General features: G+C 57.5%; 22 protein-coding genes and 1 riboswitch. Of the genes, 7 read left to right on the plus strand and 15 right to left on the minus strand.

Features of this window, described 5'->3' with window-relative positions; all coding sequences use genetic code 11:
• The first annotated feature begins 129 nt into the window (after window positions 1-129).
• The 4 genes from ACMGGH_RS08935 (at window position 130) to folA (ending at window position 3,451) form a co-directional block, all read left to right on the plus strand.
• Window positions 130-363 carry a YgdI/YgdR family lipoprotein gene (locus ACMGGH_RS08935; RefSeq protein WP_003856439.1) on the plus strand — a complete coding sequence of 78 codons (234 nt, stop codon included), beginning with the start codon at window positions 130-132 and terminating at the stop codon, window positions 361-363.
• A gap of 105 nt (window positions 364-468) precedes the next feature.
• The gene (gene kefF / locus ACMGGH_RS08940; protein WP_059355617.1) at window positions 469-999 is read left to right on the plus strand and encodes a glutathione-regulated potassium-efflux system oxidoreductase KefF; all 531 of its coding nucleotides are present in this window, start codon (window positions 469-471) and stop codon (window positions 997-999) included.
• Window positions 992-2,857, plus strand: a complete 1,866-nt coding sequence (gene kefC, locus ACMGGH_RS08945; RefSeq protein WP_232948632.1) for a glutathione-regulated potassium-efflux system protein KefC — start codon at window positions 992-994, stop codon at window positions 2,855-2,857. Before kefF ends, kefC begins: the two co-directional genes overlap by 8 nt.
• 114 nt (window positions 2,858-2,971) lie before the next feature.
• A complete protein-coding gene (gene folA / locus ACMGGH_RS08950) occupies window positions 2,972-3,451 on the plus strand; it encodes a type 3 dihydrofolate reductase (RefSeq protein WP_006173915.1) in 480 nt (159 codons plus the stop codon).
• 35 nt (window positions 3,452-3,486) lie between these two features.
• Here folA and apaH read toward each other — a convergent pair whose 3' ends face one another.
• From apaH to lptD, 6 genes are read right to left on the minus strand one after another with little or no spacing between them, the layout of a single operon-like run.
• Complete coding sequence (gene apaH, locus ACMGGH_RS08955; RefSeq protein WP_028015478.1) at window positions 3,487-4,335, minus strand: bis(5'-nucleosyl)-tetraphosphatase (symmetrical) ApaH; 849 nt, start codon at window positions 4,333-4,335, stop codon at window positions 3,487-3,489.
• Window positions 4,336-4,339: 4 nt separating this feature from the next.
• On the minus strand, window positions 4,340-4,717 hold the full coding sequence (gene apaG, locus ACMGGH_RS08960) for a Co2+/Mg2+ efflux protein ApaG (protein WP_014882505.1): 378 nt from the start codon (window positions 4,715-4,717) through the stop codon (window positions 4,340-4,342).
• 3 nt (window positions 4,718-4,720) lie between these two features.
• Window positions 4,721-5,542 (minus strand): 16S rRNA (adenine(1518)-N(6)/adenine(1519)-N(6))-dimethyltransferase RsmA, encoded by an 822-nt coding sequence (gene rsmA, locus ACMGGH_RS08965; protein ID WP_028015479.1) that lies wholly within the window; start codon window positions 5,540-5,542, stop codon window positions 4,721-4,723.
• Window positions 5,539-6,525, minus strand: a complete 987-nt coding sequence (gene pdxA / locus ACMGGH_RS08970; protein WP_232948631.1) for a 4-hydroxythreonine-4-phosphate dehydrogenase PdxA — start codon at window positions 6,523-6,525, stop codon at window positions 5,539-5,541. Before pdxA ends, rsmA begins: the two co-directional genes overlap by 4 nt.
• Window positions 6,525-7,811, minus strand: a complete 1,287-nt coding sequence (gene surA, locus ACMGGH_RS08975) for a peptidylprolyl isomerase SurA (RefSeq protein ID WP_028015481.1) — start codon at window positions 7,809-7,811, stop codon at window positions 6,525-6,527. Before surA ends, pdxA begins: the two co-directional genes overlap by 1 nt.
• Before the next feature lie 53 nt (window positions 7,812-7,864).
• The gene (gene lptD / locus ACMGGH_RS08980; protein WP_420299112.1) at window positions 7,865-10,216 is read right to left on the minus strand and encodes an LPS assembly protein LptD; all 2,352 of its coding nucleotides are present in this window, start codon (window positions 10,214-10,216) and stop codon (window positions 7,865-7,867) included.
• Between the two features lie 239 nt (window positions 10,217-10,455).
• On the opposite strand from lptD, the gene djlA reads away from it, so the two are divergent.
• On the plus strand, window positions 10,456-11,271 hold the full coding sequence (djlA, locus tag ACMGGH_RS08985) for a co-chaperone DjlA (RefSeq protein WP_028015483.1): 816 nt from the start codon (window positions 10,456-10,458) through the stop codon (window positions 11,269-11,271).
• A gap of 30 nt (window positions 11,272-11,301) precedes the next feature.
• On the opposite strand, the gene rluA is transcribed toward djlA, so the two are convergent.
• From rluA to araB, 6 genes are all read right to left on the minus strand, one after another.
• Complete coding sequence (gene rluA, locus ACMGGH_RS08990) at window positions 11,302-11,961, minus strand: bifunctional tRNA pseudouridine(32) synthase/23S rRNA pseudouridine(746) synthase RluA (protein ID WP_028015484.1); 660 nt, start codon at window positions 11,959-11,961, stop codon at window positions 11,302-11,304.
• A gap of 12 nt (window positions 11,962-11,973) precedes the next feature.
• Window positions 11,974-14,880 carry an RNA polymerase-associated protein RapA gene (rapA, locus tag ACMGGH_RS08995; RefSeq protein ID WP_232948629.1) on the minus strand — a complete coding sequence of 969 codons (2,907 nt, stop codon included), beginning with the start codon at window positions 14,878-14,880 and terminating at the stop codon, window positions 11,974-11,976.
• Between the two features lie 128 nt (window positions 14,881-15,008).
• Entirely contained in the window at window positions 15,009-17,366 is a 2,358-nt protein-coding gene (polB, locus tag ACMGGH_RS09000; protein ID WP_232948628.1) for a DNA polymerase II, read from the minus strand.
• 74 nt (window positions 17,367-17,440) lie between these two features.
• On the minus strand, window positions 17,441-18,136 hold the full coding sequence (gene araD, locus ACMGGH_RS09005; RefSeq protein ID WP_028015487.1) for an L-ribulose-5-phosphate 4-epimerase: 696 nt from the start codon (window positions 18,134-18,136) through the stop codon (window positions 17,441-17,443).
• Between the two features lie 47 nt (window positions 18,137-18,183).
• Window positions 18,184-19,686, minus strand: coding sequence for an L-arabinose isomerase (araA, locus tag ACMGGH_RS09010; protein ID WP_041911255.1), 1,503 nt, complete (start codon window positions 19,684-19,686; stop codon window positions 18,184-18,186).
• Between the two features lie 10 nt (window positions 19,687-19,696).
• Window positions 19,697-21,406 (minus strand): ribulokinase, encoded by a 1,710-nt coding sequence (gene araB / locus ACMGGH_RS09015; protein WP_232948627.1) that lies wholly within the window; start codon window positions 21,404-21,406, stop codon window positions 19,697-19,699.
• Window positions 21,407-21,741: 335 nt separating this feature from the next.
• Between araB and araC the strand changes: the two genes are divergently transcribed.
• Entirely contained in the window at window positions 21,742-22,587 is an 846-nt protein-coding gene (gene araC / locus ACMGGH_RS09020; RefSeq protein WP_028015490.1) for an arabinose operon transcriptional regulator AraC, read from the plus strand.
• 118 nt (window positions 22,588-22,705) lie between these two features.
• On the plus strand, window positions 22,706-23,473 hold the full coding sequence (locus ACMGGH_RS09025; protein ID WP_045259445.1) for a DedA family protein: 768 nt from the start codon (window positions 22,706-22,708) through the stop codon (window positions 23,471-23,473).
• A gap of 43 nt (window positions 23,474-23,516) precedes the next feature.
• Here the strand turns inward: ACMGGH_RS09025 and thiQ are convergent, their stop codons facing one another.
• Genes thiQ through thiB form a run of 3 tightly spaced genes read right to left on the minus strand, consistent with a single transcriptional unit; the run spans window position 23,517 to window position 26,771 of the window.
• The gene (gene thiQ, locus ACMGGH_RS09030; protein WP_232948626.1) at window positions 23,517-24,218 is read right to left on the minus strand and encodes a thiamine ABC transporter ATP-binding protein ThiQ; all 702 of its coding nucleotides are present in this window, start codon (window positions 24,216-24,218) and stop codon (window positions 23,517-23,519) included.
• Window positions 24,202-25,812 carry a thiamine/thiamine pyrophosphate ABC transporter permease ThiP gene (thiP, locus tag ACMGGH_RS09035; protein WP_232948625.1) on the minus strand — a complete coding sequence of 537 codons (1,611 nt, stop codon included), beginning with the start codon at window positions 25,810-25,812 and terminating at the stop codon, window positions 24,202-24,204. The genes thiQ and thiP overlap by 17 nt, the downstream gene beginning before the upstream one ends.
• Window positions 25,788-26,771 carry a thiamine ABC transporter substrate binding subunit gene (gene thiB / locus ACMGGH_RS09040; RefSeq protein ID WP_048960671.1) on the minus strand — a complete coding sequence of 328 codons (984 nt, stop codon included), beginning with the start codon at window positions 26,769-26,771 and terminating at the stop codon, window positions 25,788-25,790. The genes thiP and thiB overlap by 25 nt, the downstream gene beginning before the upstream one ends.
• Before the next feature lie 31 nt (window positions 26,772-26,802).
• Window positions 26,803-26,903: riboswitch (TPP riboswitch) on the minus strand.
• Window positions 26,904-26,915: the final 12 nt, after the last annotated feature.

Here is a 26,915-nt window from a genome sequence, read left to right on the forward strand (position 1 = left end):
CGGTACCGTTCGGTTACCGGGCAATTTTCCCATCTTAAGAACCTTCTGGTTTTTCATCCGCTTTCAGTCAGTTAGCCTAAAATAGTTAGGTCGATAACGAAAATTCAACTGAGAGCAGGGGAAAACACCATGCAAAATAAATTACTGATCGCTTCCGTTCTGGCTGCCACCGCAATGTTTACCGTCGCGGGCTGTTCGTCCAATCAGGCCGTAAAAACCACCGATGGCAAAACGATTGTCACCGACGGGAAACCGCAGGTGGATGACGATACCGGCCTGGTGTCGTACAAAAACGCCGAAACCGGTCAAACTGAACAGATTAATCGCGACCAGGTGAAATCCATGGGCGAGCTGGATAACTAATTCAGAATTCTGACGTAAGCCCGTCAATAATATTCACTATTAGCCTGTTGAATTACTGACTACACTCTTTTGTTAAAAGAAGGCAGTAAAACAACAGGCTACTCAATGATTCTGATAATTTATGCGCACCCTTATCCGCAGCACTCGCATGCGAATAAGCGGATGCTTGAGCAGGCAAGGACGCTCGAAAACGTAGAGATACGTTCCCTCTATCAACTCTATCCCGATTTTAATATTGATATCGCCGCTGAACAGGAGGCGCTCTCCCGTGCCGATCTGATCGTCTGGCAGCACCCGATGCAGTGGTACAGCACGCCGCCGCTCCTGAAGCTGTGGATTGATAAAGTCTTCTCCCACGGCTGGGCTTACGGCCACAACGGCAATGCGCTAAAAGGCAAAAGCCTGATGTGGGCGGTTACCACCGGCGGTGGGGAAAGCCACTTTGATATTGGTACCTTCCCGGGGTTTGACGTCCTGGCGCAGCCGCTGCAGGCTACGGCGCTTTACTGCGGGCTGAACTGGCTCCCGCCTTTTGCGATGCATTGCACCTTTGTTTGCGACGATGAAACGCTGCAGGCGCAGGCTCGCCATTATAAACAACGCTTACTCGAGTGGCAGGAGACGCACCATGGATAGCCATACGCTGATACAGGCGCTGATTTATCTCGGCGCGGCGGCGCTGATTGTGCCGGTGGCGGTACGTCTGGGGCTGGGGTCGGTTCTCGGCTACCTGATTGCGGGCTGCGTCATTGGGCCCTGGGGCTTTCGACTGGTAACGGATGCGGAGGCGATCCTCCATTTCGCTGAAATTGGCGTCGTGCTGATGCTGTTTGTGATTGGTCTGGAGCTGGATCCGCAGAGGTTATGGAAACTTCGCGCCTCGGTATTTGGCGGAGGCGCGCTGCAGATGGTGGCCTGCGGCCTGCTGCTCGGTGGGTTCTGCATCCTGTTGGGCATGGACTGGAAAGTGGCGGAGCTTATCGGCATGACGCTGGCGCTCTCCTCGACGGCCATCGCCATGCAGGCGATGAACGAGCGAAATCTGACGGTCTCGCAGATGGGACGCAGCGCGTTCTCGGTGCTGCTGTTCCAGGATATCGCAGCTATTCCACTGGTGGCGATGATCCCGCTGCTGGCGGCAAGCGGCTCGTCCACGACGCTGGGGGCGTTTGCGCTGTCGGCATTAAAAGTCGTGGGGGCGCTGGCGCTGGTGGTCCTGCTTGGCCGCTACGTGACCCGCCCGTTACTGCGGTTTGTTGCCCGTTCAGGCCTGCGCGAAGTGTTCAGCGCCGTGGCGCTGTTCCTGGTGTTTGGCTTTGGTTTGCTGCTGGAGGAAGCCGGGCTGTCGATGGCGATGGGGGCGTTCCTCGCAGGCGTTCTGCTGGCGAGCTCTGAATATCGTCACGCGCTGGAAAGCGATATCGAGCCGTTCAAAGGGCTGCTGCTGGGGCTGTTTTTCATCGGCGTGGGGATGTCCGTAGACTTCGGCACGCTGGTCACGCACCCGCTGCGGATCGTCATCCTGCTCGTCGGTTTCCTGGTGATTAAAATGGCGGTGCTGTGGCTGATTGCGCGTCCATTGAAGGTGCCGAACAAGCAGCGCCGCTGGTTTGCCGTACTGCTGGGTCAGGGGAGCGAATTTGCATTCGTGGTCTTTGGTGCCGCGCAGATGGCAAACGTGCTCGATCCCGAGTGGGCGAAAGCGCTGACGCTGGCGGTCGCGCTGTCGATGGCGGCAACGCCTGTTCTACTGGTGGTGCTGACGCGTCTGGAAAAATCAGGCAGCGAGCAGGAGCGCGAAGCCGACGAGATCGATGAGGAGCAGCCGCGCGTCATCATCGCCGGATTTGGTCGCTACGGGCAGATCGTCGGGCGTTTACTGCTGTCAAGCGGGGTGAAAATGGTGATTCTCGATCACGATCCTGACCATGTCGATACCCTGCGTAAATTTGATATGAAGGTGTTTTACGGCGATGCGACTCGCGTCGATCTGCTGGAATCCGCCGGGGCGGCAAAAGCCGAGGTATTGATTAACGCCATTGACGATCCTGAGACCAGCATGCAGATGGTGGAGCTGGTAAAAGAGCATTTTCCGGGGCTGACCATTATCTCCCGCGCGCGCGATGTGGATCATTACATCCGGCTGCGTCAGGCGGGCGTAGAGGCGCCGGAGCGTGAAACGTTCGAAGGCGCGCTGAAGTCTGGCCGCCTGGCGCTGGAGAATCTGGGGCTCGGCGCGTATGAAGCGCGCGAACGTGCGGACCTGTTCCGCCGCTTTAACACCGGGATGGTGGAAGAGATGGCGGCGATGGCCGGCAGTACGGCCACGGAGCGTGCGGCGGTGTTTAAACGCACCAGCGCCATGCTGACAGAAATCATTAACGAGGACCGCAATCACCTGTCGCTGATCCAACGTCATGGCTGGCAGGGCACGGAAGAGGGCAAGCATACCGGCGATCCGGCTGACGAGCCCGAGAGTAAACCTTCCGCGTGAAGTGGAGTTGCCAGCAATAATAAAAAATTTCTGTATCTTTACTCTGCCGCCAGTCGACGAAAGATTAAGCTTTCCGTATAGTGGCGGCAATTTTTTGCATCCGGGAAATTTTCAATGATCAGTCTGATTGCAGCGCTGGCGGTGGACCGCGTTATCGGTATGGAAAATGCCATGCCGTGGAACCTGCCTGCCGATCTCGCATGGTTTAAACGTACTACGTTAAACAAGCCGGTAGTGATGGGCCGCCTGACCTGGGAGTCGATTGGTCGTCCATTGCCGGGCCGTAAGAATATCGTTATCAGTAGCCAGCCGGGCACTGACGATCGCGTCGAATGGGTTAAGTCCGTTGATGAAGCGATTGCCGCCTGCGGTGACGCCGAAGAGATCATGGTGATCGGCGGCGGCCGCGTGTATGAGCAGTTCCTGCCAAAAGCGCAGAAGCTGTATCTGACCCACATTGATGCGGAAGTGGAAGGGGACACCCATTTCCCGGATTACGATCCGGACGAGTGGGAATCGGTATTCAGCGAGTTCCACGACGCGGATGCACAGAACTCCCACAGCTACTGCTTCGAGATTCTGGAACGTCGTTAAGTGATGTCCCTCTCCCGCCCGGGAGAGGGAATGATTCAGGAGGCAACGGCCTCACTTTCCCCTAAGTCCAGCTGTCGGTTGGACGGCTGAACAAAGTAAGTTTTATCTTCCCAGCGTAAGCAGGTCAACTCTCCGCCCCAGCAGCATCCGGTATCCAGACCGTAGATCCCGTCCGGCGTGCCTTTTCCTTCCAGCGCAGCCCAGTGGCCAAAGACGACGTTGTACTCGCTTGTCACGGGTCCAGGAATGGCAAACCACGGTTTGAGCGGGGCAGGCGCGCTTTCCGGCGTCTCTTTGGAATACATGTCCAGCTGCCCGTTCGGGAAGCAGAAGCGCATGCGCGTAAAAGCGTTGGTAATAAAACGCAGGCGGGCCAGACCGCTGAGATCCTCGCTCCAGTGATTTGGCATATCGCCGTACATGGCATCAAGGAAGAAGGGGTACGAGTCGCTCGCCAGCACCGCCTCAACGTCACGCGCGCAGGTTTTAGCCGTCTCAAGATCCCATTGCGGGGTGATCCCGGCATGAGCCATGACCAGCTTTTTCTCCTCATCGACCTGCAGTAAAGGCTGGCGGCGCAGCCAGTTAATCAGTTCGTCCGCGTCTGGCGCATCCAGCAGGGGAGAGAGGCGATCTTTAGGTTTGTTACGGCTGATCCCGGCAAATACGGCCAACAGGTGAAGATCGTGATTGCCCAGCACCATGCGCACGCTGTCGCCCAGAGATTTGACGAAACGTAAAACCTCAAGCGAGCCAGGGCCACGCGCGACTAAATCGCCCGTCAGCCAGAGCGTGTCCTGTCCTGGCGTAAAGTCGACCTGTTTTAACAATGCGATCAGTTCATCGTAGCAACCGTGAACGTCGCCAATCAGATATGTAGACATTAGATTAATGAATGAGTGTGGTTACGGCGAGACGGAACACAGGAATAGCAACGCGGAACACATTGCCATCGACGTCGACCATTTCATAATGGCCTTGCATGGTACCCAGCGGTGTTTCAATTACCGCGCCGCTGGTGTACTGATACTCTTCGCCAGGGGCGATGTGGGGCTGTTCACCGACCACACCTTCACCCTGAACTTCAATTTCGCGGCCATTGCCGTTGGTGATAAGCCAGTAGCGCCCGCGCAGCTGCACGGGCATCCGCCCCAGATTGCGAATGGTCACGGTGTAAGCAAAGACAAAACGCTCTTCATCCGGCGAGGATTGCGATTCAACATAGACGCTTTGTACATGGACACATACGCGGGGCGAATCAATCATGGCTTAACTCTCCTTCGGCGGCGCATTTTCGCTGATGTAATTAGCCAGCTTGCAGTACTGCTCTACAGAAATGTTTTCCGCACGCATTGCCGGGTCGATCCCCAGCTCTGCTAACACCTCAACGGTAAACGAATTGCTCAGACTGTTACGGATCGTTTTACGGCGCTGGTTAAAGGCTTCCGTGGTGATGCGGCTCAGTACACGCAGATCTTTAACCGGATACGGTTTCGTTTTGTGCGGCACAAGGCGCACAACCGCAGAATCTACTTTCGGTGGCGGCGTGAACGCTGATGGCGGTACTTCGAGTACCGGGATCACGTTGCAGTAATATTGTGCCATCACGCTTAAACGACCATACGCTTTACTGTTCGGCCCTGCAACCAGACGGTTAACAACCTCTTTTTGCAACATGAAGTGCATGTCGGCAATGGCATCAGTATAGCTAAAGAGGTGGAACATTAGCGGCGTGGAGATGTTATACGGCAAGTTGCCGAACACGCGCAGCGGCTGGCCCATTTTTTCCGACAGTTCGCCAAAGTTCATGGTCATGGCATCCTGCTGATAGATGGTCAGCTTTGGTCCGAGGAACGGGTGCGTTTGCAGGCGTGCGGCCAGGTCGCGGTCCAGTTCGATAACGGTCAGCTCGTCGAGGCGTTCGCCTACCGGCTCGGTCAGTGCGGCAAGGCCCGGGCCGATTTCGACCATAGCCTGACCCTTCTGCGGATTAATAGCAGACACGATACTGTCGATCACGAACTGATCGTTGAGAAAGTTTTGCCCGAAGCGTTTACGGGCTAAGTGGCCCTGATGGACTCGATTAGTCATTGAGTATTAACAATCATTTTGATGGCGAGATTAAGCGCCGTAATAAAACTGCCGACATCCGCTTTCCCCTGGCCTGCCAGATCCAGCGCAGTGCCGTGGTCAACGGACGTTCGAATAAAGGGTAAACCGAGGGTGATATTCACCCCGCGGCCAAAGCCCTGGTATTTTAGCACGGGCAGACCCTGATCGTGGTACATCGCGAGGACGGCGTCGGCATTATCCAGGTATTTTGGCTGGAAAAGGGTGTCCGCAGGCAGCGGCCCGCTGAGATTCATCCCTTTGGCGCGCATTTCTTCAAGCACCGGAATAATGGTGTCGATCTCTTCGGTGCCCATGTGACCCCCTTCACCCGCGTGCGGATTCAGGCCGCAGACCAGCACATGCGGCTGCGGGATCCCGAATTTTGTCTGCAGATCGTGATGCAGGATCCCGATGATCTCCCGCAGCAGTTCCGGGGTGATGGCATCAGGAATGGCCTTGATCGGTAGGTGGGTGGTCACGAGAGCAACGCGCATCGCTTCCGTCGCCAGCATCATCACCACTTTCGGGCTGTGCGAGCGCTCTTCGAAGAACTCCGTATGCCCGGTAAAAGGGATGCCCGCTTCGTTGATGACGCCCTTATGCACGGGGCCGGTGATCAGAGCGGCAAATTCGCCCTTCAGGCAACCGTCGCAGGCGCGGGCAAGGGTTTCCACGACGTAGTGGCCATTTCCCGTGCTGAGCTTGCCTGGAATAACGGGTGTACGAAGGGGAACAGAAAGAAGAGTGAGCGTACCGGCCTGCTGTGGTGCGGGCTGTTGGCCTTCAACGTAAGGGATGAGCGTTAAGGGCAGACCGAGCAGCTTCGCCCGGTCTTGTAACAGTGTTGCATCCGCGCAAACAACCAGTTCTACTGGCCAGCTGCGCTGGGCGAGCTGGACAACGAGGTCAGGCCCAATCCCGGCGGGTTCGCCGGGAGTGATAACAACACGATGCTGTTTCATTAGTTGCTCAGGACTTTCACGTAAGCACTGGCGCGCTGTTCCTGCATCCAGGTTGCCGCTTCTTCGGAGAACTTACGGTTAAACAGCATACGGTAGGCTCTGTCTTTCTGCGCCGCATCCGTTTTGTCCACGTTGCGGGTGTCCATCAGCTCGATCAGATGCCAGCCAAATGAAGAGTGAACCGGGGCACTGATCTGGCCTTTATTCAGCTTCATCAGCGCATCGCGGAAGGCAGGATCGTAAATGTCCGCAGCCGCCCAGCCCAGATCGCCGCCCTGGTTCGCAGAGCCAGGATCCTGAGAGAACTCTTTCGCTGCATTGGCAAACGACGTTTTACCGCTCTTAATATCTGCGGCAATTTGCTCCAGCTTCGCACGCGCCTGATCGTCAGTCATGATCGGTGACGGCTTCAGCAGAATGTGGCGAGCGTGAACTTCAGTCACGGAGATATTCTGGCTCTGACCGCGCAGATCGTTCACTTTCAGAATGTGGAAGCCCACCCCTGAACGGATTGGACCGACGATATCGCCTTTCTTCGCCGTGCTCAGCGCCTGAGCAAAGATAGATGGCAGCTCCTGGATACGTCCCCAGCCCATCTGGCCGCCTTTCAGGGCCTGTTGGTCAGCAGAGTAGGTGATAGCCAGCTTGCCAAAGTCGCCGCCGTTACGCGCCTGATCGACAATTGAACGTGCCTGACTTTCTGCTTCAGCAGCCTGATCTGACGTTGGGTTCTCTGGCAGTGGGATCAGAATGTGGCTCAGGTTCAGCTCTGTGCTCGCATCGTTCTGGTTGCCCACCTGTTTTGCCAGCGCATCCACTTCCTGAGGCAGGATGGTAACGCGGCGACGGACTTCATTATTACGCACTTCCGAGATCAGCATCTCTTTACGGATCTGGTTACGGTAGGTAGCGTAGCTGATGCCGTCATAGGCCAGACGGCTGCGCATCTGGTCCGGCGACATGTTGTTCTGCTTTGCAATGTTAGCGATAGCCTGATCAAGCTGCTCGTCAGTCACCTTCACGCCCATTTTCTGACCCATCTGCAGGATAATCTGATCCATGATCAGACGCTCCAGGATCTGGTGGCGCAGCGTGGCGTCATCCGGAAGTTGCTGACCCGCTTCGCCCGAATTGAGCTTCACGGATTTCATCAGACCATCAACGTCACTTTCGAGCACGACGCCGTTGTTAACGACAGCGGCGACCTTATCAACAACCTGGGGGGCCGCGAAGCTGGTATTCGCAACCATAGCGACACCAAGCAGCAGCGTTTTCCAGTTCTTCATACTTTTTCCATTTCAATTAACCGCAAAGCGGATTACGTTGTAAATCAAGCACATTACAAAGAACTACTGTACGGCAGAATGTTCGAACGCAGCATCTGATGCGTGCCCAGGCCGTAGTTGGAGCTCAGGCCGCGCAGTTCGACATTAAAGCCAATCACGTTATCGTATTTGCTCTGATTGTTTACAGTGTCCCAGCCGTTAAGCTTACGCTCGTAACCGACGCGCAGCGCGTAACAGCAGGAGTTATATTGCAGACCTACCATCTGGTCCGCTGGCTTATTCGCGTTGGTGTCAAAGTAGTAAGCGCCTACGATTGACCAGCGGTCGGCGATAGGCCAGCTTGCTGCACCACCAACCTGCGAGATGCCGTCTTTATACTGTTCTGCGCCTGCATAAGAAGGCAATGTTGCCTGAATATATTCCGGACTGGCATAACGATACGTCAACTGTACCATGCGGTCTTCATCGCGACGGTACTCAATAGCGGCACTGCTTGTGGCGATATTATCGAGGCGAGTGTCATATTGCACACCACCACGCAGGCCCCAACGGTCAGTCATGCGCCAGTACGTATCTCCCGCCCATACCAGCGATCCCGTTTTGTTGTCTTTCTCCCACTGAATGTTGTCATCACCGGTACGTGACTCGGTGAAATAGTAGATTTGACCAACAGAAACGTTAAAACGTTCAACGGCGGCATCATCATAAACGCGTGTTGTGACGCCGGTCGTTAACTGGTTAGCGGATGCGATACGGTCCAGACCGCCGTAAGTACGATCGCGGAACAGGCCGCTGTAGTCAGACTGCAGTAAAGACGAGTCGTAGTTCTGAATCTTGCTCTGATCGCGATATGGCACGTACAAATACTGCATACGCGGCTCAAGCGTCTGGGTATAACCATCCGCCAGCAGGCCCATATCACGCTCGAAGATCAGCTTCCCGTCCATTTTGAACTGCGGGAGCGTTCGGTTAACCGACTCTTCCAGATGCGCATTCTTCATGGTGTTGTAATTATCAATATTTTTTTGCTGATAGTGCGTCGCCATCAGCTTGGCTTCGGTATTCAGGCTTGCCCAGTCGTTAGACCACGGCAGATTGATCGTCGGCTCCAGGTGAACACGCGTAGCTTCCGGCATGTCCGAATCCGTGTTCACGAAATGTACCGCCTGAGCGTAAACCCGGGTGTCGAATGGACCTACATTATTCTGATACCAGTTAACGTCCAGCTGCGGCTCTGCACCATAGGTAGGCGTGGACTGGTCAGAGAATACCTGGAACTGCTTGGTTGAGACGGTTGCATCAAAGTTCTGCACCGCATAGCCTACGCTGAACTTCTGCGTGGCATAGCCATCCGTGCTCGAACCGTATTTAGACGAGAAGTCGTTAAAATAAGATGAGTCGCTAACTTTGGTATAGTCAACGTTAAAGCGCCACACCTTATCCATCACTCCGGCATGCTGCCAGTAGAATAGCCAGCGGTGTTTATCGCCTTCTGTAGGGTGCTCATCCTGGAAGACCTTATCCGACGGCAAATAATCCAGCTCCATCAGGCCAGCACCGGCCTGAGTCAGATAGCGGAACTCGTTTTCCCACATGATGTTGCCGCGCTTGTGGATATAGTGCGGCGTGATCGTGGCGTCCATGTTGGGCGCGATGTTCCAGTAATACGGCAGGTAGAACTCAAAGTAGTTCGAGGTGCTGTATTTGGCATTCGGGATCAGGAAGCCCGAGCGACGCTTGTCACCCACGGGAAGCTGGAGATAAGGGCTGTAGAATACCGGCACCGGACCCAGCTTAAAGCGTGCGTTCCAGATCTCTGCGACCTGCTCTTCACGGTCATGGATAACTTCGCTCCCGACCACGCTCCAGGTATTTGAACCCGGCAGACATGATGTAAAGGAGCCATTCTCCAGAATCGTATAGCGGTTTTCACCGCGCTGCTTCATCAGGTCCGCTTTACCGCGTCCCTGGCGACCCACCATCTGGTAATCACCTTCCCAGACGTTAGTATCTTTGGTATTCAGGTTTGACCAGGCTTTCGGACCTTTCAGGATGACCTGATTGTCGTCATAGTGCACATTACCCAGCGCATCCACCGTTCGTACCGGCTCGACCGCGCCTTCCGGCTGCTTCTGGTGCAACTGCACTTCATCAGCCTGCAGGCGGCTATTGCCCTGGTTAATATCCACATTGCCCGTAAACGTGGCATTGTCAGGATAAGTACCTTTGGAGCTATCGGCAGTAATGGTTACCGGCAAGCTATTTGTATCGCCCTCCACCAGTGGGCGATTATAACTTGGGACGCCAAGCATACACTGCGAGGCGAGATCGGCCGCCAGCCCCTGTTGACTGTACAGGGCGGAGCCAATCATTGTGGCCAGGAGGGTGGGGATACGTTTTTTCATACGTTATATTTTATTGTTCCGTCATCAGTGGCTACGGCTTACAAACGCTCAGAGACTATCTTACTCATCAGCGCAGTACCAGCGTTAATCCTGCCCGTTTGCGCGCCAGAGTGTTAGGCTCGCTATCGAATGACGAGTATGATAAAGCAAATTATAGGCGATGTCCTTCAATTGACCGTGGCTTGAACACTGTGATGATGACGTTGCGTCGGCAGGGAATATGACTATCCGGGGAGTATATGCAGTATTGGGGTAAAATAATCGGCGTTGCGTTCGCCATCATCATGGGTGCCGGGTTCTGGGGAATTGTGCTTGGGCTTATCATTGGCCATATGTTTGATAAGGCACGCAGCCGCAAAATGGCCTGGTTTGCCAATCAGCGCGAGCGCCAGTCGCTCTTTTTCTCCACCACCTTTGAGGTCATGGGGCACTTAACCAAATCCAAAGGCCGCGTGACCGAAGCGGATATTCAGATTGCCAGCGTTTTTATGGATCGCATGAACCTGCATGGTGAGTCCCGCCTGGCGGCGCAGAATGCGTTTCGCATCGGTAAATCGGATAACTATCCGCTGCGTGAAAAGATGCGCCAGTTCCGCAGCATCTGCTTCGGACGTTTTGATTTAATTCGGATGTTTCTGGAAATCCAAATCCAGGCGGCGTTTGCCGACGGCTCGCTTCACCCCAATGAACGCGATGTCCTGTACGTTATTGCGGAAGAGCTGGGTATCTCCCGTATGCAGTTTGACCAGTTCCTGCGCATGATGCAGGGCGGCGCCCAGTTTGGCGGCGGCTATCACCAGCAGTCTTCCGGCGGTGCATGGCAGCAGGCGCAGCGGGGCCCGACGCTGGAAGATGCCTGCAACGTGCTTGGCGTGAAGCCCACGGACGATCAAACCACGATTAAACGTGCCTACCGTAAGCTGATGAGCGAGCATCATCCTGACAAGCTGGTGGCGAAAGGTTTACCGCCGGAAATGATGGAGATGGCGAAGCAAAAAGCGCAGGAAATCCAGAAGGCGTACGAGCTCATTAAAGAGAAGAAAGGTTTCAAATAAGAAAAAGCCCGACAATGTCGGGCTTTTTTTTCAGAAGTCCACCGGGGCTTTAAACGTCATCGCGTTACCGAAAGTAGGGTGGGTGATGGTGAGCGTCTGCGCATGGAGCTGCAGGCGTGGCGCTAACGCCAGGGCCTCTGGCGGGGCGTAGAAGCGGTCACCCAGAATCGGGTGACCCAGCGCAAGCATATGCACGCGCAGCTGGTGTGAACGTCCGGTAATCGGCTTAAGCAGGACGCGCGCGGTGTTATCCGGCGCGTACTCCAGCACTTCATATTCGGTTTGCGCGGCCTTGCCGGTTTCATAACACACCTTCTGCTTTGGCCTGTTCGGCCAGTCGCAAATCAGCGGTAAATCCACCAGCCCTTCCGCCTGCGCCGGGTGGCCCCAGACGCGGGCAACATACTGCTTCTTCGGCTCGCGCTCGCGGAACTGACGCTTCAGCTCGCGCTCCGCCGCTTTATTCAGCGCCACCACAATCACGCCGCTGGTGGCCATGTCCAGGCGATGGACGGACTCGGCCTGCGGATAATCGCGCTGAATGCGCGTCATCACGCTGTCCTTGTGCTCATCCAGACGGCCCGGCACGGACAACAGGCCGCTCGGCTTGTTGACCACCATAATGTGTTCATCCTGATACAGAATGACCAGCCAGGGATCCTGCGGCGGATTATACGGCTCCATCACCATCTTGCGCTCCGTTTACTGATGCGTCACAACGATAAGACGCAGGGCGTCGAGACGCCATCCCGCCTGATTCAGGCTTTCCAGCACCTGCTGACGGTTGCTTTCAATTGCCGCCAGTTCGTCGTCGCGGATGTTCGGGTTGACCGCTTTTAACGCTTCCAGACGGGACAGCTCGGCAGACAGTTTCTCGTCGGCTTCATTGCGCGCGGCGTCAATCAGGTCTCGGGCCGCTTTTTCGATCTGGATTTCGCCCTGCTGGAGAATAGCGTGCACGTCCTGCTGCACCGCGTTCACCAGCTTGCTGCCGGTATGGCGGTTCACCGCGCTTAGCTGGCGGTTGAAGCTTTCGAACTCCACCTGTCCTGCCAGGTTCGTACCGTTTTTATCCAGCAGCAAACGCACCGGCGTTGGCGGCAGGAAGCGGTTGAGCTGCAGCTGTTTCGGCGCCTGCGCTTCCACAACATAGATCAGCTCCAGCAGCAGCGTGCCTACGGGCAGCGCCTTGTTTTTCAACAGGGAGATGGTGCTGCTGCCGGTATCACCGGAGAGGATCAGATCCAGCCCGTTGCGGATCAGCGGGTGTTCCCAGGTGATGAACTGAGCATCTTCGCGGGACAGAGCCACGTCACGCTCGAAGGTGATGGTACAGCCATCTTCCGGCAGGCCCGGGAAATCGGGCACCAGCATGTGGTCTGACGGGGTTAACACGATCAGGTTCTCGCCACGATCGTCCTGGTTAATCCCGACAATGTCGAACAGGTTCATCGAGAAGCCGATCAGGCTGGTGTCGTCATCTTGTTCTTCAATGCTCTCGGCAAGCGCCTGCGCTTTTTCGCCACCGTTGGAGTGGATCTCCAGCAGGCGGTCGCGCCCCTGTTCAAGCTGCGCCTTCAGCGCTTCATGTTTCTCGCGGCAGGATTTAATCAGATCATCAAAACCGTCGGTATTTTCCGGCGCGGCCAGGTAACCGATCAGATCGCCATGCACCTGGTCATAAATGGTGCGGCCCGTTGGGCAGGTATGTTCAAACGCATCCAGACCTTCGTGGAACCAGCGCACCAGCACGGACTGAGCGGTTTTTTCCAGGTACGGCACGTGGATCTGAATATCATGCGCCTGGCCGATGCGATCCAGACGTCCGATACGCTGCTCCAGCAGATCCGGGTTGAACGGCAGATCGAACATCACCAGATTGCTGGCGAACTGGAAGTTACGCCCTTCAGAACCGATTTCGGAGCACAGCATCACCTGCGCGCCGCTGTCCTCTTCACTGAACCACGCCGCCGCGCGGTCGCGCTCGACGATGGACATGCCTTCGTGGAACACGGCGGCACGAATGCCTTCGCGCTCGCGCAGAACCTGTTCCAGCTGCAGCGCGGTGGCAGCTTTGGCGCAGATCACCAGCACTTTCTGGGAGCGGTGCGCGGTCAGGTAGCCCATCAGCCACTCCACGCGCGGGTCGAAGTTCCACCAGGTGCCGGTATCGCCTTCAAATTCCTGATAAATCTGTTCCGGGTAGAGCATGTCACGCGCGCGCTCTTCCTGAGTTTTGCGCGCGCCCATAATGCCGGAGACTTTAATCGCCGTCTGATACTGCGTCGGCAGCGGGAGCTTGATGGTGTGCAGTTCGCGTTTTGGGAACCCTTTCACGCCGTTACGGGTGTTGCGGAACAGCACGCGGCTGGTGCCGTGACGGTCCATCAGCATGTCGATCAGCTCTTTACGCGCGGATCCCGCATTCTCGCTGTCGCTGTTCGCAGCCTGCAGAAGCGGTTCGATATCCTGCTCGCCAATCAGATCGCTCAGGGTGTTGAGTTCATCGTTTGAGAGACGTTTACCCGCCAGCAGCAGCGCGACGGCATCCGCAACCGGACGGTAGTTGTTCTGCTCTTCCACGAACTGAGCGAAGTCGTGGAAACGGTTTGGATCGAGCAGGCGCAGACGGGCGAAGTGACTTTCCAGACCGAGCTGCTCCGGCGTTGCGGTCAGCAGCAGGACGCCGGGCACGCGCTCGGCAAGCTGTTCAATCGCCATATATTCGCGGCTTGGGGCATCTTCGCTCCACACCAGGTGGTGCGCTTCGTCGACGACCATCAGGTCCCATTCGGCATCGCACAGATGCTCAAGGCGCTGCTTGCTGCGGCGCACGAAATCCAGCGAGCAGATCACCAGCTGTTCGGTTTCAAACGGGTTGTCCGCGTCGTGCTGCGCTTCGGCATAGCGCTCGTCGTCGAACAGGGAGAAGCGCAGGTTAAAGCGGCGCAGCATCTCCACCAGCCACTGGTGTTGCAGCGTTTCCGGCACGACAATCAGCACGCGCTCGGCTGCGCCGGAGAGTAGCTGCTGGTGCAGGATCAGGCCCGCTTCGATGGTTTTACCCAGGCCCACTTCGTCGGCAAGCAGCACGCGGGGCGCATGGCGACGGCCCACGTCATGGGCGATATTCAACTGGTGGGGGATCAGGCTGGTGCGCTGGCCGCGCAGGCCGCTCCACGGCATGCGGTACTGTTCGCTCTGGAACTTACGCGCGCGGTAGCGCAGGGAGAAGCGATCCATACGGTCGATTTGCCCGGCAAACAGACGGTCCTGCGGCTTGCTGAACACCAGTTTGCTGTCGAGCAGCACTTCACGCAGGATGACGTTCGTCTCGTCGGTATCAAGACGCGTTCCGATGTAGGCGAGCAGTCCATTCTCTTCTTTTACGTCTTCAACCTTTAGCTGCCAGCCTTCGTGGCTGGTCACGGTGTCGCCCGGATTGAACATTACGCGGGTGACAGGGGAGTCATTGCGAGCGTACAGGCGGTTTTCACCGGTAGCAGGGAAGAGGAGGGTAACCATGCGCGCATCAACGGCAACGACGGTTCCTAATCCAAGTTCGCTTTCTGTATCGCTGATCCAGCGTTGACCAAGTGTAAAAGGCATAGTTGTTCGGCTCTAATCTTTAATTGCAGGCAATAGTTCGACCCCCGTCAAAAAAGACGGTCATCGAAAAATGGGTCCGGGAATGGAAAGGGCGCTATGGTACTGGATGGCAGCCATTTCGTCACGCGTCAAAATAGGCCAAGTTGCCCTGTCACAAGTGTAGCAAAATCGTCGTCGATGAACGGTAAAATTCCCTCCGCAACCGGCTGAAGCTGGCGGGTCAGGTAGTGATCGTAATCGAGAGACGACTGCTGGTAATCAACGGGCTCCGGCCCGTTCGTTGTCCAGACGTATTTTATCGTCCCCCGGTTCTGATACTGCGGTGCGCGGCCCCGGCGTACATTCTCTTCGTCCGCAAGGCGCGCGGCGCGCACGTGGGGCGGGACGTTGCGCTGGTACTCCGCCAGCGGGCGGCGCAGGCGCTTGCGATACACCAGCTGGTCATCCAGCTCGCCGGCCATCAGGCTGGCGATGGTTTCGCGGATGTAGTCCTGATAGGGCTCGTTGCGGAAGATCCGCAGATAGAGCGTCTGCTGGAACTGCTGGGCCAGCGGCGTCCAGTCAGTGCGCACCGTCTCCAGGCCTTTAAAGACCATTCTCTGCTTTTCACCCTCCTGGATCAGCCCGGCGTAGCGCTTCTTGCTGCCCTGGTCGGTTCCGCGGATGGTGGGCATTAAAAAACGGGCAAAATGGGTTTCAAATTCCAGTTCTAATGCGCTGGTTAACCGCTCTTTTTGCAAATGCTCCTGCCACCAGTCGTTTACGAAGGCCACCAGTTCTTTGCCGATTCGTGAGGCGTCGTCTTCTGAATGTGCGCCCTTAAGCCACACAAAGGTTGAATCCGTGTCGCCGTAGATAACGTCATAGCCCCGGGATTCAATCAGCGCTTTGGTCTGACGCATGATGTCGTGTCCGCGCATGGTGATGGACGACGCCAGACGCGGATCGAAGAAGCGGCAGGCGCTGGTACCCAGCACGCCGTAGAAAGCGTTCATAATAATTTTCAGGGCCTGCGAGAGCGGCTTGTTGCCATGACGTTTCGCCTCGTCGCGGCCGTGCCAGATGTTTCCCACAATCTCCGGCAGACAGTGTTTTTCGCGCGAGAAGCGTGCTCCGAGAAAACCTTCGGTGCTGTGCGCGTCGTCTGGCTGCGCCATCCCCTCCACCAGCCCCACCGGGTCAATAAGGAAAGTGCGGATAATTGACGGGTAGAGGCTTTTGTAGTCCAGCACCAGAACCGAGTCATACAGTCCTGGGCGGGAGTCCATCACGTAGCCGCCGGGGCTGGCCTGCGGCGGTACGTCCCCGAGGTTGGGCGCAACATAGCCCGCACGGTGCATTCGTGGGAAATAGAGGTGGCTAAAAGCGGCTACCGAGCCGCCGTGCCTGTCAGCCGCGAGGCCATTTACCGTCGCGCGCTCCAGCAGGAACGGCATGATCTCGGTTTTGTGGAATATCTGCGTCACCAGCTCGCAGTCTTTCAGGTTATAGGTGGCGAGCGCTGGTTTGTCTTCGTTGAAGCGCCGGTCAATCTCGTCCATGCGGTCCCACGGATTGTCGATGGATTTGCCTTCACCGAGCAATTCCTGCGCTACCGCTTCCAGAGAGAAGGAGGAGAAATTCCAGAACGCGGATTTCAGCGCCTCGATGCCGTCGATAATCAGGCGGCCGTTGGCCTGCGCAAAGAACACACCGTTCTTAAAGCCGTGCTCACGCCACTCCAGCTCCGTATTTCCGCGCCCGAGCATCAGTGGGATACGATACCGCTCTGCGTGTTTTTGCAGTACGCGCAGGTCAAACTGCACCACGTTCCAGCCGATCAGCACGTCCGGGTTGTGCTCGGCAAACCACTGGTTAAGCTTCTCCAGCAGCTGCGGTCGGCTGTTGACGTACTCAAGCTGAAAATCGAGCGCGGACGCATCGCCGTTCGGCGGTCCGAGCATATAGACAACCCGCTGCCCGCAGCCTTCCAGGCCGATGCAGTACAGCTCGCCGTGGCGGGTGGTTTCGATATCCAGGGAAACCCACTTTAGCGGGGGGCGATAATGCGGATTAGGCTTCAGGCGAGCGTTGATAAGGGTGCCGTTTTGCTCAGTGCCGTCAACCCAGACGGGGGCGGTAATAAACCGCTCCATCAGAAAGCGTTCCGGCGGACGAATGTCCGCTTCGTAGAGCGTCACGCCCGCTTCGCGCAGCAGTTTTTCGTAGCGCATCAGCTGGCGATGGGCACGGCAGTAAAGGCCATACACCGGCTGACGATGGAAATCTTTTAGCTCAAGAGGCGTGAGGCGCCAGCCGTTCTCATCGCGCAGCAGTTGTTTTACCTTCTCGACGTAATGTTCAGGGATAAACGCCACGGATTCCTGAGGAGGAAGCGTAACGTGCAGCGGGCCGTTATCTGTCGCCAGCCAGAACGCAACCTCGGTGCCCTGAGGGGTATCCCGCCAGTGTCGGGTCAGTAAAAAGCCTTCTTGCGCCTGTGCCACGCCTCTATCCCACAAAACAAAACCAGGCCTGATTATAGCCTGGTTGAATGTTTTATGCTGGGGATATATACAGTTTATTGTCCGTAATAGGCCTTCGCGCCGTGCTTGCGCAGGTAGTGTTTATCCAGCAGGGTTTGCTGCATATCCGGCAACTGCGGTGCCAGCTGGCGGCAGAAGATCCCCATGTAGGCGATTTCCTCCAGCACTATCGCGTTATGCACCGCGTCTTGCGCGTTTTTACCCCAGGCAAACGGGCCGTGGGAGTGCACCAGTACGCCGGGCATTTGCGCCGCGTCGATCCCCTGTTTTTCAAAGGTTTCGACGATCACGTTCCCGGTTTCCCATTCGTACTCACCGTTAATCTCCGCATCGGTCATCAGACGCGTGCAGGGAATGGTGCCGTAAAAGTAGTCCGCATGGGTGGTGCCGGTGGCCGGAATGGACTGGCCCGCCTGCGCCCAGATGGTCGCGTGACGCGAATGGGTATGCACGATGCCGCCGATAGTCGGGAAGGACTGATACAGCAGACGGTGGGTGGGCGTATCGGACGACGGTTTTTTGTTACCTTCCACCACTTCACCCGTTTCGATGCTGACCACGACCATATCCTCTGCGGTCATCACCGTGTAATCCACGCCCGAAGGCTTGATCACGAATACCCCTTTTTCCCGGTCAACGGCGCTGACGTTGCCCCAGGTCAGGGTCACCAGGTTATGTTTTGGCAGCGCCAGGTTGGCTTCAAGTACCTGACGTTTGAGATCTTCTAACATCGTTGTCTCCCTGCCCGGCGAGCGCAGCGCCACCGGGCATTACTTACTTAGCGTTTTGAACCGTAATAGACTTCGTTCCAGCGCAGCGCGTCTTTAAAGGCTGGCAGACGGGTGTCGTTATCAATCACGGTCAGCTCGATATCGTGCAGCTCGGCAAACTGGCGCATATCGTTCAGGTCCAGCGCGTGGCTGAAGACGGTGTGGTGCGCGCCACCCGCCAGGATCCACGCCTCTGACGCGGTTGGCAGGTCCGGCTGCGCTTTCCACAGGGCATTGGCGACCGGCAGCTTCGGCAGAGAGTGCGGAGTTTCAACCGCATCGACGCAGTTCACCAGCAGGCGGAAGCGGTCGCCGAGGTCGATCAGGCTGGCGTTGATGGCCGGACCGGTACGAGTGTTGAAGATCAGACGGGCCGGATCCGCTTTGCCGCCGATGCCAAGGTACTGCACGTCAAGGATCGGTTTCTCTTCAACCGCGATGGAGGGACACACTTCCAGCATGTGCGAACCGAGCACCAGATCGTTGCCGTTCTCGAAGTGGTAGGTGTAGTCCTCCATAAAGGAGGTGCCGCCCTGCAGACCGGTCGACATCACCTTCATGATGCGAAGCAGAGCGGCAGTTTTCCAGTCGCCTTCACCCGCAAAGCCGTAGCCCTGCTGCATCAGACGTTGTACGGCCAGACCCGGCAGCTGTTTCAGCCCGTGGAGGTCTTCAAAAGTGGTAGTAAAAGCATGGAAGCCGCCCTGTTCCAGAAAACGCTTCATGCCCAGCTCAATGCGCGCGGCATCCAGCACGTTCTGGCGCTTGTCGCCGTTGATTTGTGCAGCAGGCGTCAGGCGATAGCTGCTTTCGTACTCGTCCACCAGCGCGCTCACGTCGCCGTCGCTGATTTCATTCACCACCTGCACCAGGTCGCCCACTGCCCAGGTATTCACGGAGAAGCCGAACTTGATCTGCGCCGCGACTTTATCGCCGTCGGTCACCGCCACTTCACGCATGTTGTCGCCGAAACGCACCACTTTCAGGTGGCGGGTATCCTGCTTAGAGACCGCCTGACGCATCCAGGAGCCAATGCGTTGTTGCGCCTTGCCGTCCTGCCAGTGGCCTGTGACTACCGCGTGCTGCTGGCGCATGCGCGCGCCGATGAAGCCGAACTCGCGGCCGCCGTGCGCGGTCTGGTTCAGGTTCATGAAGTCCATGTCGATGCTGTCCCACGGCAGGGAGGCATTGAACTGGGTGTGGAACTGCAGCAGCGGTTTGTTGAGGATTGCCAGGCCGTTGATCCACATTTTGGCCGGTGAGAAGGTGTGCAGCCACACCACCAGACCGGCGCATTTATCGTCGTAGTTGGCGTCACGGCAGATATTGGTGATTTCGTCCGGCGTCGTACCCAGCGGCTTCAGCACCAGTTTGCACGGCAGTTTGGCTTCCGCGTTCAGCGCGTTAACCACGTGCTCCGCGTGTTTCGTTACCTGCTGCAGCGCTTCCGGTCCGTACAGATGCTGGCTGCCAATCACAAACCACACTTCATAATTATTAAAAATGGTCATCATCGTGTCCTTAATGGGTCAGGGTTGCCGTAGTGTCCGCGGTGCTTTTGGCCGGGGCGGCGACAGGGAGATAGTGAAGCTCGGCGCTTTTTGCCCATTGCTGGTAGCGCTGATAAAGCTGTTCAAAGCGTTGTGCCTGCTGGACACGCGGCTGGAGCGTGTTTTCGACGGCGCTTGCCATATGCTGCTGCGCGGTCGGGATATCCGCATGAACGCCTGCGGCCACGGCAGCGAAAATCGCGGCGCCCAGCGCGCAGCACTGATCGGAGGCCACAATCTGCAGCGGACGGTTCAGCACGTCGCAGCAGGCCTGCATAATCACCGGGTTTTTACGGGCGATACCGCCCAGCGCCATCACGTTGTTCACGTCGATGCCCTGTTCGGTGAAGCACTCCATAATGGCGCGCGCGCCGAACGCGGTGGCGGCAATCAGACCGCCGAACAGCGCCGGGGCATCGGTCGCCAGGTTGAGATCGGTAATCACCCCTTTCAGGCGCTGGTTGGCAAACGGCGTGCGGCGACCGTTAAACCAGTCCAGCACCACCGGCAGGTGGTCGAGGGACGGATTTTTTGCCCAGGCTTCGGTGAGTTGCGGCAGGAGCTGTTTTTTGCTCGCGGTAATATGTGTTTTCAGCTCAGGATGCGCGGCAGCCAGCTGATCCAGCGGCCAGCCGAGCACCCGGCCAAACCAGGCGTAGATATCGCCAAACGCGGACTGACCGGCTTCGAGGCCGATAAAATCTGGTACCACGCTGCCGTCAACCTGGCCGCAGATCCCTTTCACCGCGCGGTCTCCGACGCTGGTTTTATCTGCCGTAAGGATGTCGCAGGTGGAGGTGCCGATCACTTTCACCAGCGTGTTAGGCTGCGCACCCGCGCCCACGGCACCCATGTGGCAGTCGAACGCGCCGCCGGAAATGGTCACGCTTTGCGGCAGGCCGAGACGCGTCGCCCACTCTTCGCAGAGCGTGCCGACCGGAATATCGGCGGTGAAGGTGTCGGTAAAGAGCGGGTATTTCAGATTTTTGTTGATGATCGGGTCAAGTTCATCGAAGAACGCTGCCGGAGGAAGACCGCCCCAGCCTTCATGCCACAGGGATTTATGCCCGGCGCTGCAGCGGCCGCGGCGGATATCCTGCGGGCGAGTGGTGCCGGAGAGCAGGGCGGGAACCCAGTCGCACAGCTCAATCCAGGATGCCGCGGCCTGGGCGACCGAAGCGTCCGCGCGGGTAACGTGCAGGATTTTGGCCCAGAACCATTCGCTGGAGTAGATGCCGCCGATGTAGCGCGAGTAGTCGGTTTTGCCCGGCTGATGGCATAAGCGGGTGATGGCTTCCGCCTCTTCCACGGCGGTATGGTCTTTCCAAAGCACGAACATGGCGTTCGGGTTGTCGGCAAACTCCGGGCGCAGCGCCAGCACGCGGCCTTCAGCGTCCACCGGGGCTGGCGTTGAACCGGTGCTGTCGACGCCAATCCCCACGACGTCGGCCCGCTGGGCGTCCGTCAGTTCAGCCAGCACGGTTTTGATCGCCGCTTCCATCGATTCAATGTAATCGCGCGGGTGGTGACGGAACTGGTTGTTTGGCGCGTCGCAGTAGCGCCCCTCTTGCCAGCGCGGATACCACTCAACGCTGGTTGCTATCTCCTGGCCAGTCGTACAGTCCACTGCCAGCGCGCGAACCGAGTCGCTGCCAAAATCGAGGCCAATTGCAATTGCCATGGTGTTGCTCCATCCGAAACAGGTATGGAAGAACATTAGAGACTGGGGATAAAAATCGTCAGGCAGGATCCGCTAATCTTATGGACTAAATTGCTGTTACGACGGAAAGTGTGACGCCGTGCAAATATTCAATGTGGACATTTCTGCCGCACTTATAGACACTTTTGTTACTGCTTCTCTGCCCGTGCCGGCAGAAAAATCAGGGGAAAAGGCTGAAACATGGCGGACGTAAAAGAGGCGTGATGCTTTTTGGATCTTTTCGCAGGCCATTTTTATACTGCTTTTAACGATATGGACAAATGGTTTCCTTCAGGACCCTTGGGAGAACTGAATCTATGGCCGAACCGCAAAACGATCCCCTGCTGCCGGGATACTCATTTAACGCCCATCTGGTGGCGGGGCTGACGCCAATTGAGGCCGAGGGGTATCTCGATTTTTACGTCGACCGGCCGCTCGGCATGAAAGGGTATATTCTGAACCTGACCGTACGCGGGGAAGGGGTGATCAAAAACGGCGATCGGCAGTTTGTTTGCCGCCCGGGCGATATGCTGCTGTTCCCGCCGGGGGAGATCCACCACTACGGGCGTCACCCGGACGCCAAAGAGTGGTATCACCAGTGGGTCTATTTCCGTCCGCGCGCCTACTGGCAGGAGTGGCTCTCATGGCCGGCTATTTTCGCGCAAACGGGTTTTTATCGTCCGGATGAGGCGCATCTGGCGCAGTTTCGTGAACTGTTCGCACAAATTATTGAGGCGGGGCAGGCGGGCGGGCGCTATGCCGAACTGCTGGCGATCAACCTGCTTGAGCAGGTGCTGCTGCGCCGCATGGAGGCGATCAACGAGTCGCTTAACCCGCCGCTGGATAACCGCGTCCGCGACGCCTGCCAGTACATCAGCGACCATCTGGCCGACAGCCAGTTTGATATCGCCAGCGTTGCCCAGCACGTCTGTCTTTCGCCATCCCGCCTGTCACACCTGTTCCGCCAGCAGCTTGGCGTGAGCGTGCTGAGCTGGCGTGAGGATCAGCGCATCAGCCAGGCAAAGCTGTTGCTCAGCACCACCCGGATGCCTATCGCGACCGTCGGACGCAACGTGGGCTTTGAAGATCAGCTCTATTTCTCTCGAGTGTTTAAGAAGTGCACCGGCGCCAGTCCCAGTGAATTCCGCGCGGGATGTGAATAAACGGTAAACATTCAGGTGAACTTCAGGAGCATCCTGTAAACTATTCAGACAATTGATGCCTTGACGCGGTGCGGGGCGCTAAGCAGAATCGCTGATTCGTTTTCTGACCGGAATAGTTATGCAGGCATTGCTGGAACACTTTATTACCCAGTCCGTTATGTACTCGCTCATCGCCGTGGCGCTGGTGGCGTTTCTGGAATCGCTGGCGCTGGTTGGGCTGATCCTGCCTGGCACCGTGATGATGGCGGGGCTTGGGGCGCTGATCGGCAGCGGTGAGGTCAATTTCTGGCAGGCGTGGCTGGCCGGGATTATCGGCTGCCTGCTGGGGGACTGGATCTCCTTCTGGCTGGGCTGGCGCTTTAAGAAGCCGCTGCACCGCTGGTCGTTCATGAAAAAGAACAAAGCGCTGCTGGATAAAACCGAACATGCGCTGCACCAGCACAGCATGTTCACCATTCTGGTAGGCCGCTTTGTCGGGCCAACGCGTCCGCTAGTGCCGATGGTGGCGGGGATGCTGGATCTGCCCGTCGCAAAATTCGTGGTGCCGAACATTATCGGCTGCGTATTCTGGCCGCCGTTTTACTTCCTGCCGGGGATCCTCGCGGGTGCGGCCATTGATATCCCTGACGGTATGCAAAGCGGTGAGTTCAAGTGGCTGCTGCTGGGAACGGCGGTGCTGCTGTGGCTGGCGGCCTGGCTCTGCTGGCGGCTATGGCGCAGCGCGAAAGCCAGCGTCGATCGCCTGACGCGCTATCTCCCGCGCGCGCGCCTGCTCTGGCTGGCCCCGCTGACGCTGGGCGTGGCGGTGGTGGCGCTGGTCGCGCTGATTCGTCACCCGCTGATGCCGGTGTACGGCGAGATCCTGCTGAAGGTGGTGAGCCGTTAAGGTGTTTTCCCTCTCCCCGTGGGAGAGGGCCAGGGTGAGGGCGTCAGACCGCACGAATGCCCAACAATGAAGACGCCCCCGCGTTACCACTCAGAAGTTCTTCTGTTTCTCCATCCCACAAAATCCGTCCCTCCGCGATCACTACCGATCGCGGCGCAATGCGTGCGGCATCTTCAATGCTGTGCGAAACCATCAGCATCGTGATCTGCTTGCGCTGGCAAACCTCTTCCACCAGCGAGAGCATCTCCTGGCGCAGGGCCGGGTCGAGTGCCGAGAAGGGTTCGTCGAGCAGCAGCAGCGGCTGCTCGCGCACCAGACAACGTGCCAGCGCCACGCGCTGACGCTGGCCGCCGGAAAGCTCACCGGGCAGTCTTGAAATCAACGCGGACAGGCCCATTTGTTCGGCAATCGCCTCCAGCTTCTGACGCTGCGCAGCATTGAGTTTTAATCCCGGATCGATTCCCAGCGCGATGTTCTGCCACACCGTAAGGTGATTAAACAGATTGTTTTCCTGAAACAGCATCGACACCGGGCGCTTAGCCGGCGGAGCGTAGGTATACTCGCCATTATCAATGACTATCGACCCGCTGACAGGCTGCAAAAAACCGGCAATCAAATTGAGCAGGGTACTTTTACCGGCCCCGCTTGGGCCAAGCACCGCAATTCGCTCTCCCTGACGAACGGAGAGGGTAAAACGCATCGGCAGATGCTGGTAAAGCCAGGTTACATCAGTCAGTTTTAACATCACGCCCCGGGAGTTGTTCGATAACGGTAAATAACGCAAAGCACAGCACCAGCAGTAAAAGTGCCGTGACCGCGCCGTCCTGGCTGCGGTAGGAGCCAATTTGCTGATAAAGCCAGAACGGCAGCGTGCGGAAATCCTCGTTGCCAAAGAGGGCCACCACGCCAAAATCCCCAATCGACAGCACGCAGGCGAAGGCCATCGCCTGGGCGAGCGGCCGCTTCAGGGCGCGTAGTTCGACCACTTTCAGCCGCCGCCAGCCCATAATGCCAAGGGACTGGCACAGGGCGCTGTACCGGCTGTTAACATCCCGCATCGGGTTTTCCAGCACCTTCAGCGCGTACGGTATGGCCATTAAGGCGTTGGTAAAAATGACGATGCCGTCGGCGCTTTCCGGCAGGCCGATGGTGCTGTTAAACAGTAAAAAGAAGCCGGTCGCCAGCACAATGCCCGGCATCGCCAGGATCAGCATGCCCGTCAGTTCCAGCGCGTGTCCGGCTTTACGGGCATGTCGCGCGTACAGCTCGCGGCTGCTCCAGAGCAGCATCATGGTCAGCGTCACGCAGATTAGCCCGGCTGCCAGCGCGATACGCAATGAGGTCCATGTGGATTGCCACAGGACCGGCTGTTGAAGTACCGATACCACATTCCTGTTGAGGCCATCGGCGATCACGGCCAGCAGCGGCGGCAGCAGAAGCAGGAGCGCCAGCGCGATCAGCATCACGTCCGAGATGCGGCTGTGCAGGCTGTCCTGCGGATCGCGCCAGCCAGAAAGATTATTGCTTCCTGCGGGGATCGCTTTGCTCAGCCGCTGGCTGAGTAACACCAGCGCCAGGCAGCACACCATCTGTACGATCGCCAGCAACGCGGCGCGGCCCGGATCGTAGTCGTAACTTAATGCCTGATAGATCGCCAGCTCAATGGTGGTGGCCTGCGGGCCGCCGCCGAGAGAAAGCACGGTCGCAAAGCTGGCGAAACAGAGCATAAAGATCAGTGCGGCCACCGGGGCAATCTGGCGTCGCAGCCACGGCCATTCGACAAAGCGGAAGAATGACCATCCACGCATGCCGAGCTGGGCCGCAATCTGACGCTGCTCGCCGGGTATGTTCTCCAGCGCCTGCAAAAAGAGGCGCGTCGCCATCGGCATATTGAAGAAAATGTGTGCCAGCAGGATGCCCTTCAGCCCGTAGGGAGAGAAGGTCCATTCCAGACCAAGCAGGTTGAAGAGGGAGGCCAGCCAGCCCTGGCGACCGTATACGCTCAGGATGCCAAAGACGGCCACCAGCACGGGCAGGATCAGCGTCATGGCGCACAGGCGCAGCAGTGCCAGCCTGCCGGGGAAACGTCTGCGATAGAGGGCGCGCGCAAGGAAAATGGCCGGGATGACTGACAGCAGCGCGGAAAGAAACGCCTGCCAGAAGGAGAAACGGATAACGTGCCAGAGATAGCTATCGTGCCAGAGCGCGAGCAGATCGCTCTCTGGCGCGTTAAACCACAGCGCCAGAAACGCTCCCAGACTGACGACCACCATCAGTATGGCGGCAATCAGTCCGGGAACTAACCAGCCGGGGATCAGCGGCTGACGGCGCGTTGCCATTCGCTTATCCATGCGGCGCGCTGCGCGGCAACCTGCTGCGGCGTAAATTCCAGCGCGGTCTGCGGTTTGTTCAGCTGCTCAAAGCCTGCCGGCAGCGCCGCGTCGGTAACCGGGTACATCCAGTTGCCCGTCGGAATGGCGTTCTGGAATGCCGGGGAGACCATAAATTTCAGGAATTTTTCGGCCAGTTCCGGCTGCTTGCTGGCAGCGGTCCGCGCCGCCACTTCCACCTGGAGATAATGCCCTTCGGCAAAGTTCGCGGCGGCGTAGTTGTCTTTCTTCTCGGCAATAATATGATAGGCCGGAGAGGTGGTGTAGCTCAGCACCAGATCGCTTTCGCCTTTCAGGAACAGGCCGTAGGCTTCGCTCCAGCCTTTAGTGACCGTAACGGTTTTCGCAGCCAGCTTTTGCCACGCCTCCGGCGTTTTGTCGCCGTAGACTTTCTGCATCCACAGCAGCAGCCCCAGGCCCGGCGTGCTGGTGCGCGGATCTTCATAAATCACGCGCCATTTCTGGTCGCTTTCGACCAGCTCTTTCAGGCTCTTCGGCGGGTTCTTCAGCTTGTTTTTATCGTATACGAACGCAAAGTAGCCGTAATCGAAGGGAACGAAGGTGTCGTTTTTCCAGCCGCCCGGCACGTTTACGGCATCTGCCGCTACGCCGCTTTTGGCAAACAGTCTGGTTTGCGTGGCGGCTTCCAGCAGGTTGTTATCCAGCCCGAGCACCACGTCGGCCTTGCTGTTTTTCCCTTCCATGCGCAGGCGGTTAAGCAGCGACACGCCATCTTCCAGCGCCACGAACTTCAGCTCGCAGTTGCAGTCGGCTTCAAAGGCTTTTTTAACCACCGGGCCGGGGCCCCAGTCGGCGGAGAAGGAGTCGTAGGTATAGACCGTCAGAACAGGCTTAGCAAAAACAGGCAGCGCAACCAGCGCCAGCAGAGGAAGAACGTTTTTTAACACTTTGCACCTCAGGGTTGAGTGGCAAAGGATTTTGAGAAACAGCCTCAAATCCCTTCGCCGGCGTTATCCGGATCAGGTTCGACGGGTATTATCTCAGCGCACATCTGTGATGCAGCACCCCGTTGAGAACGGCGCTATTGTAAT

It is taken from the genome of Enterobacter sp. BNK-16 (genome assembly GCF_048684955.1).
GTDB classification, from domain to species: Bacteria; Pseudomonadota; Gammaproteobacteria; order Enterobacterales; family Enterobacteriaceae; genus Enterobacter; species Enterobacter bugandensis.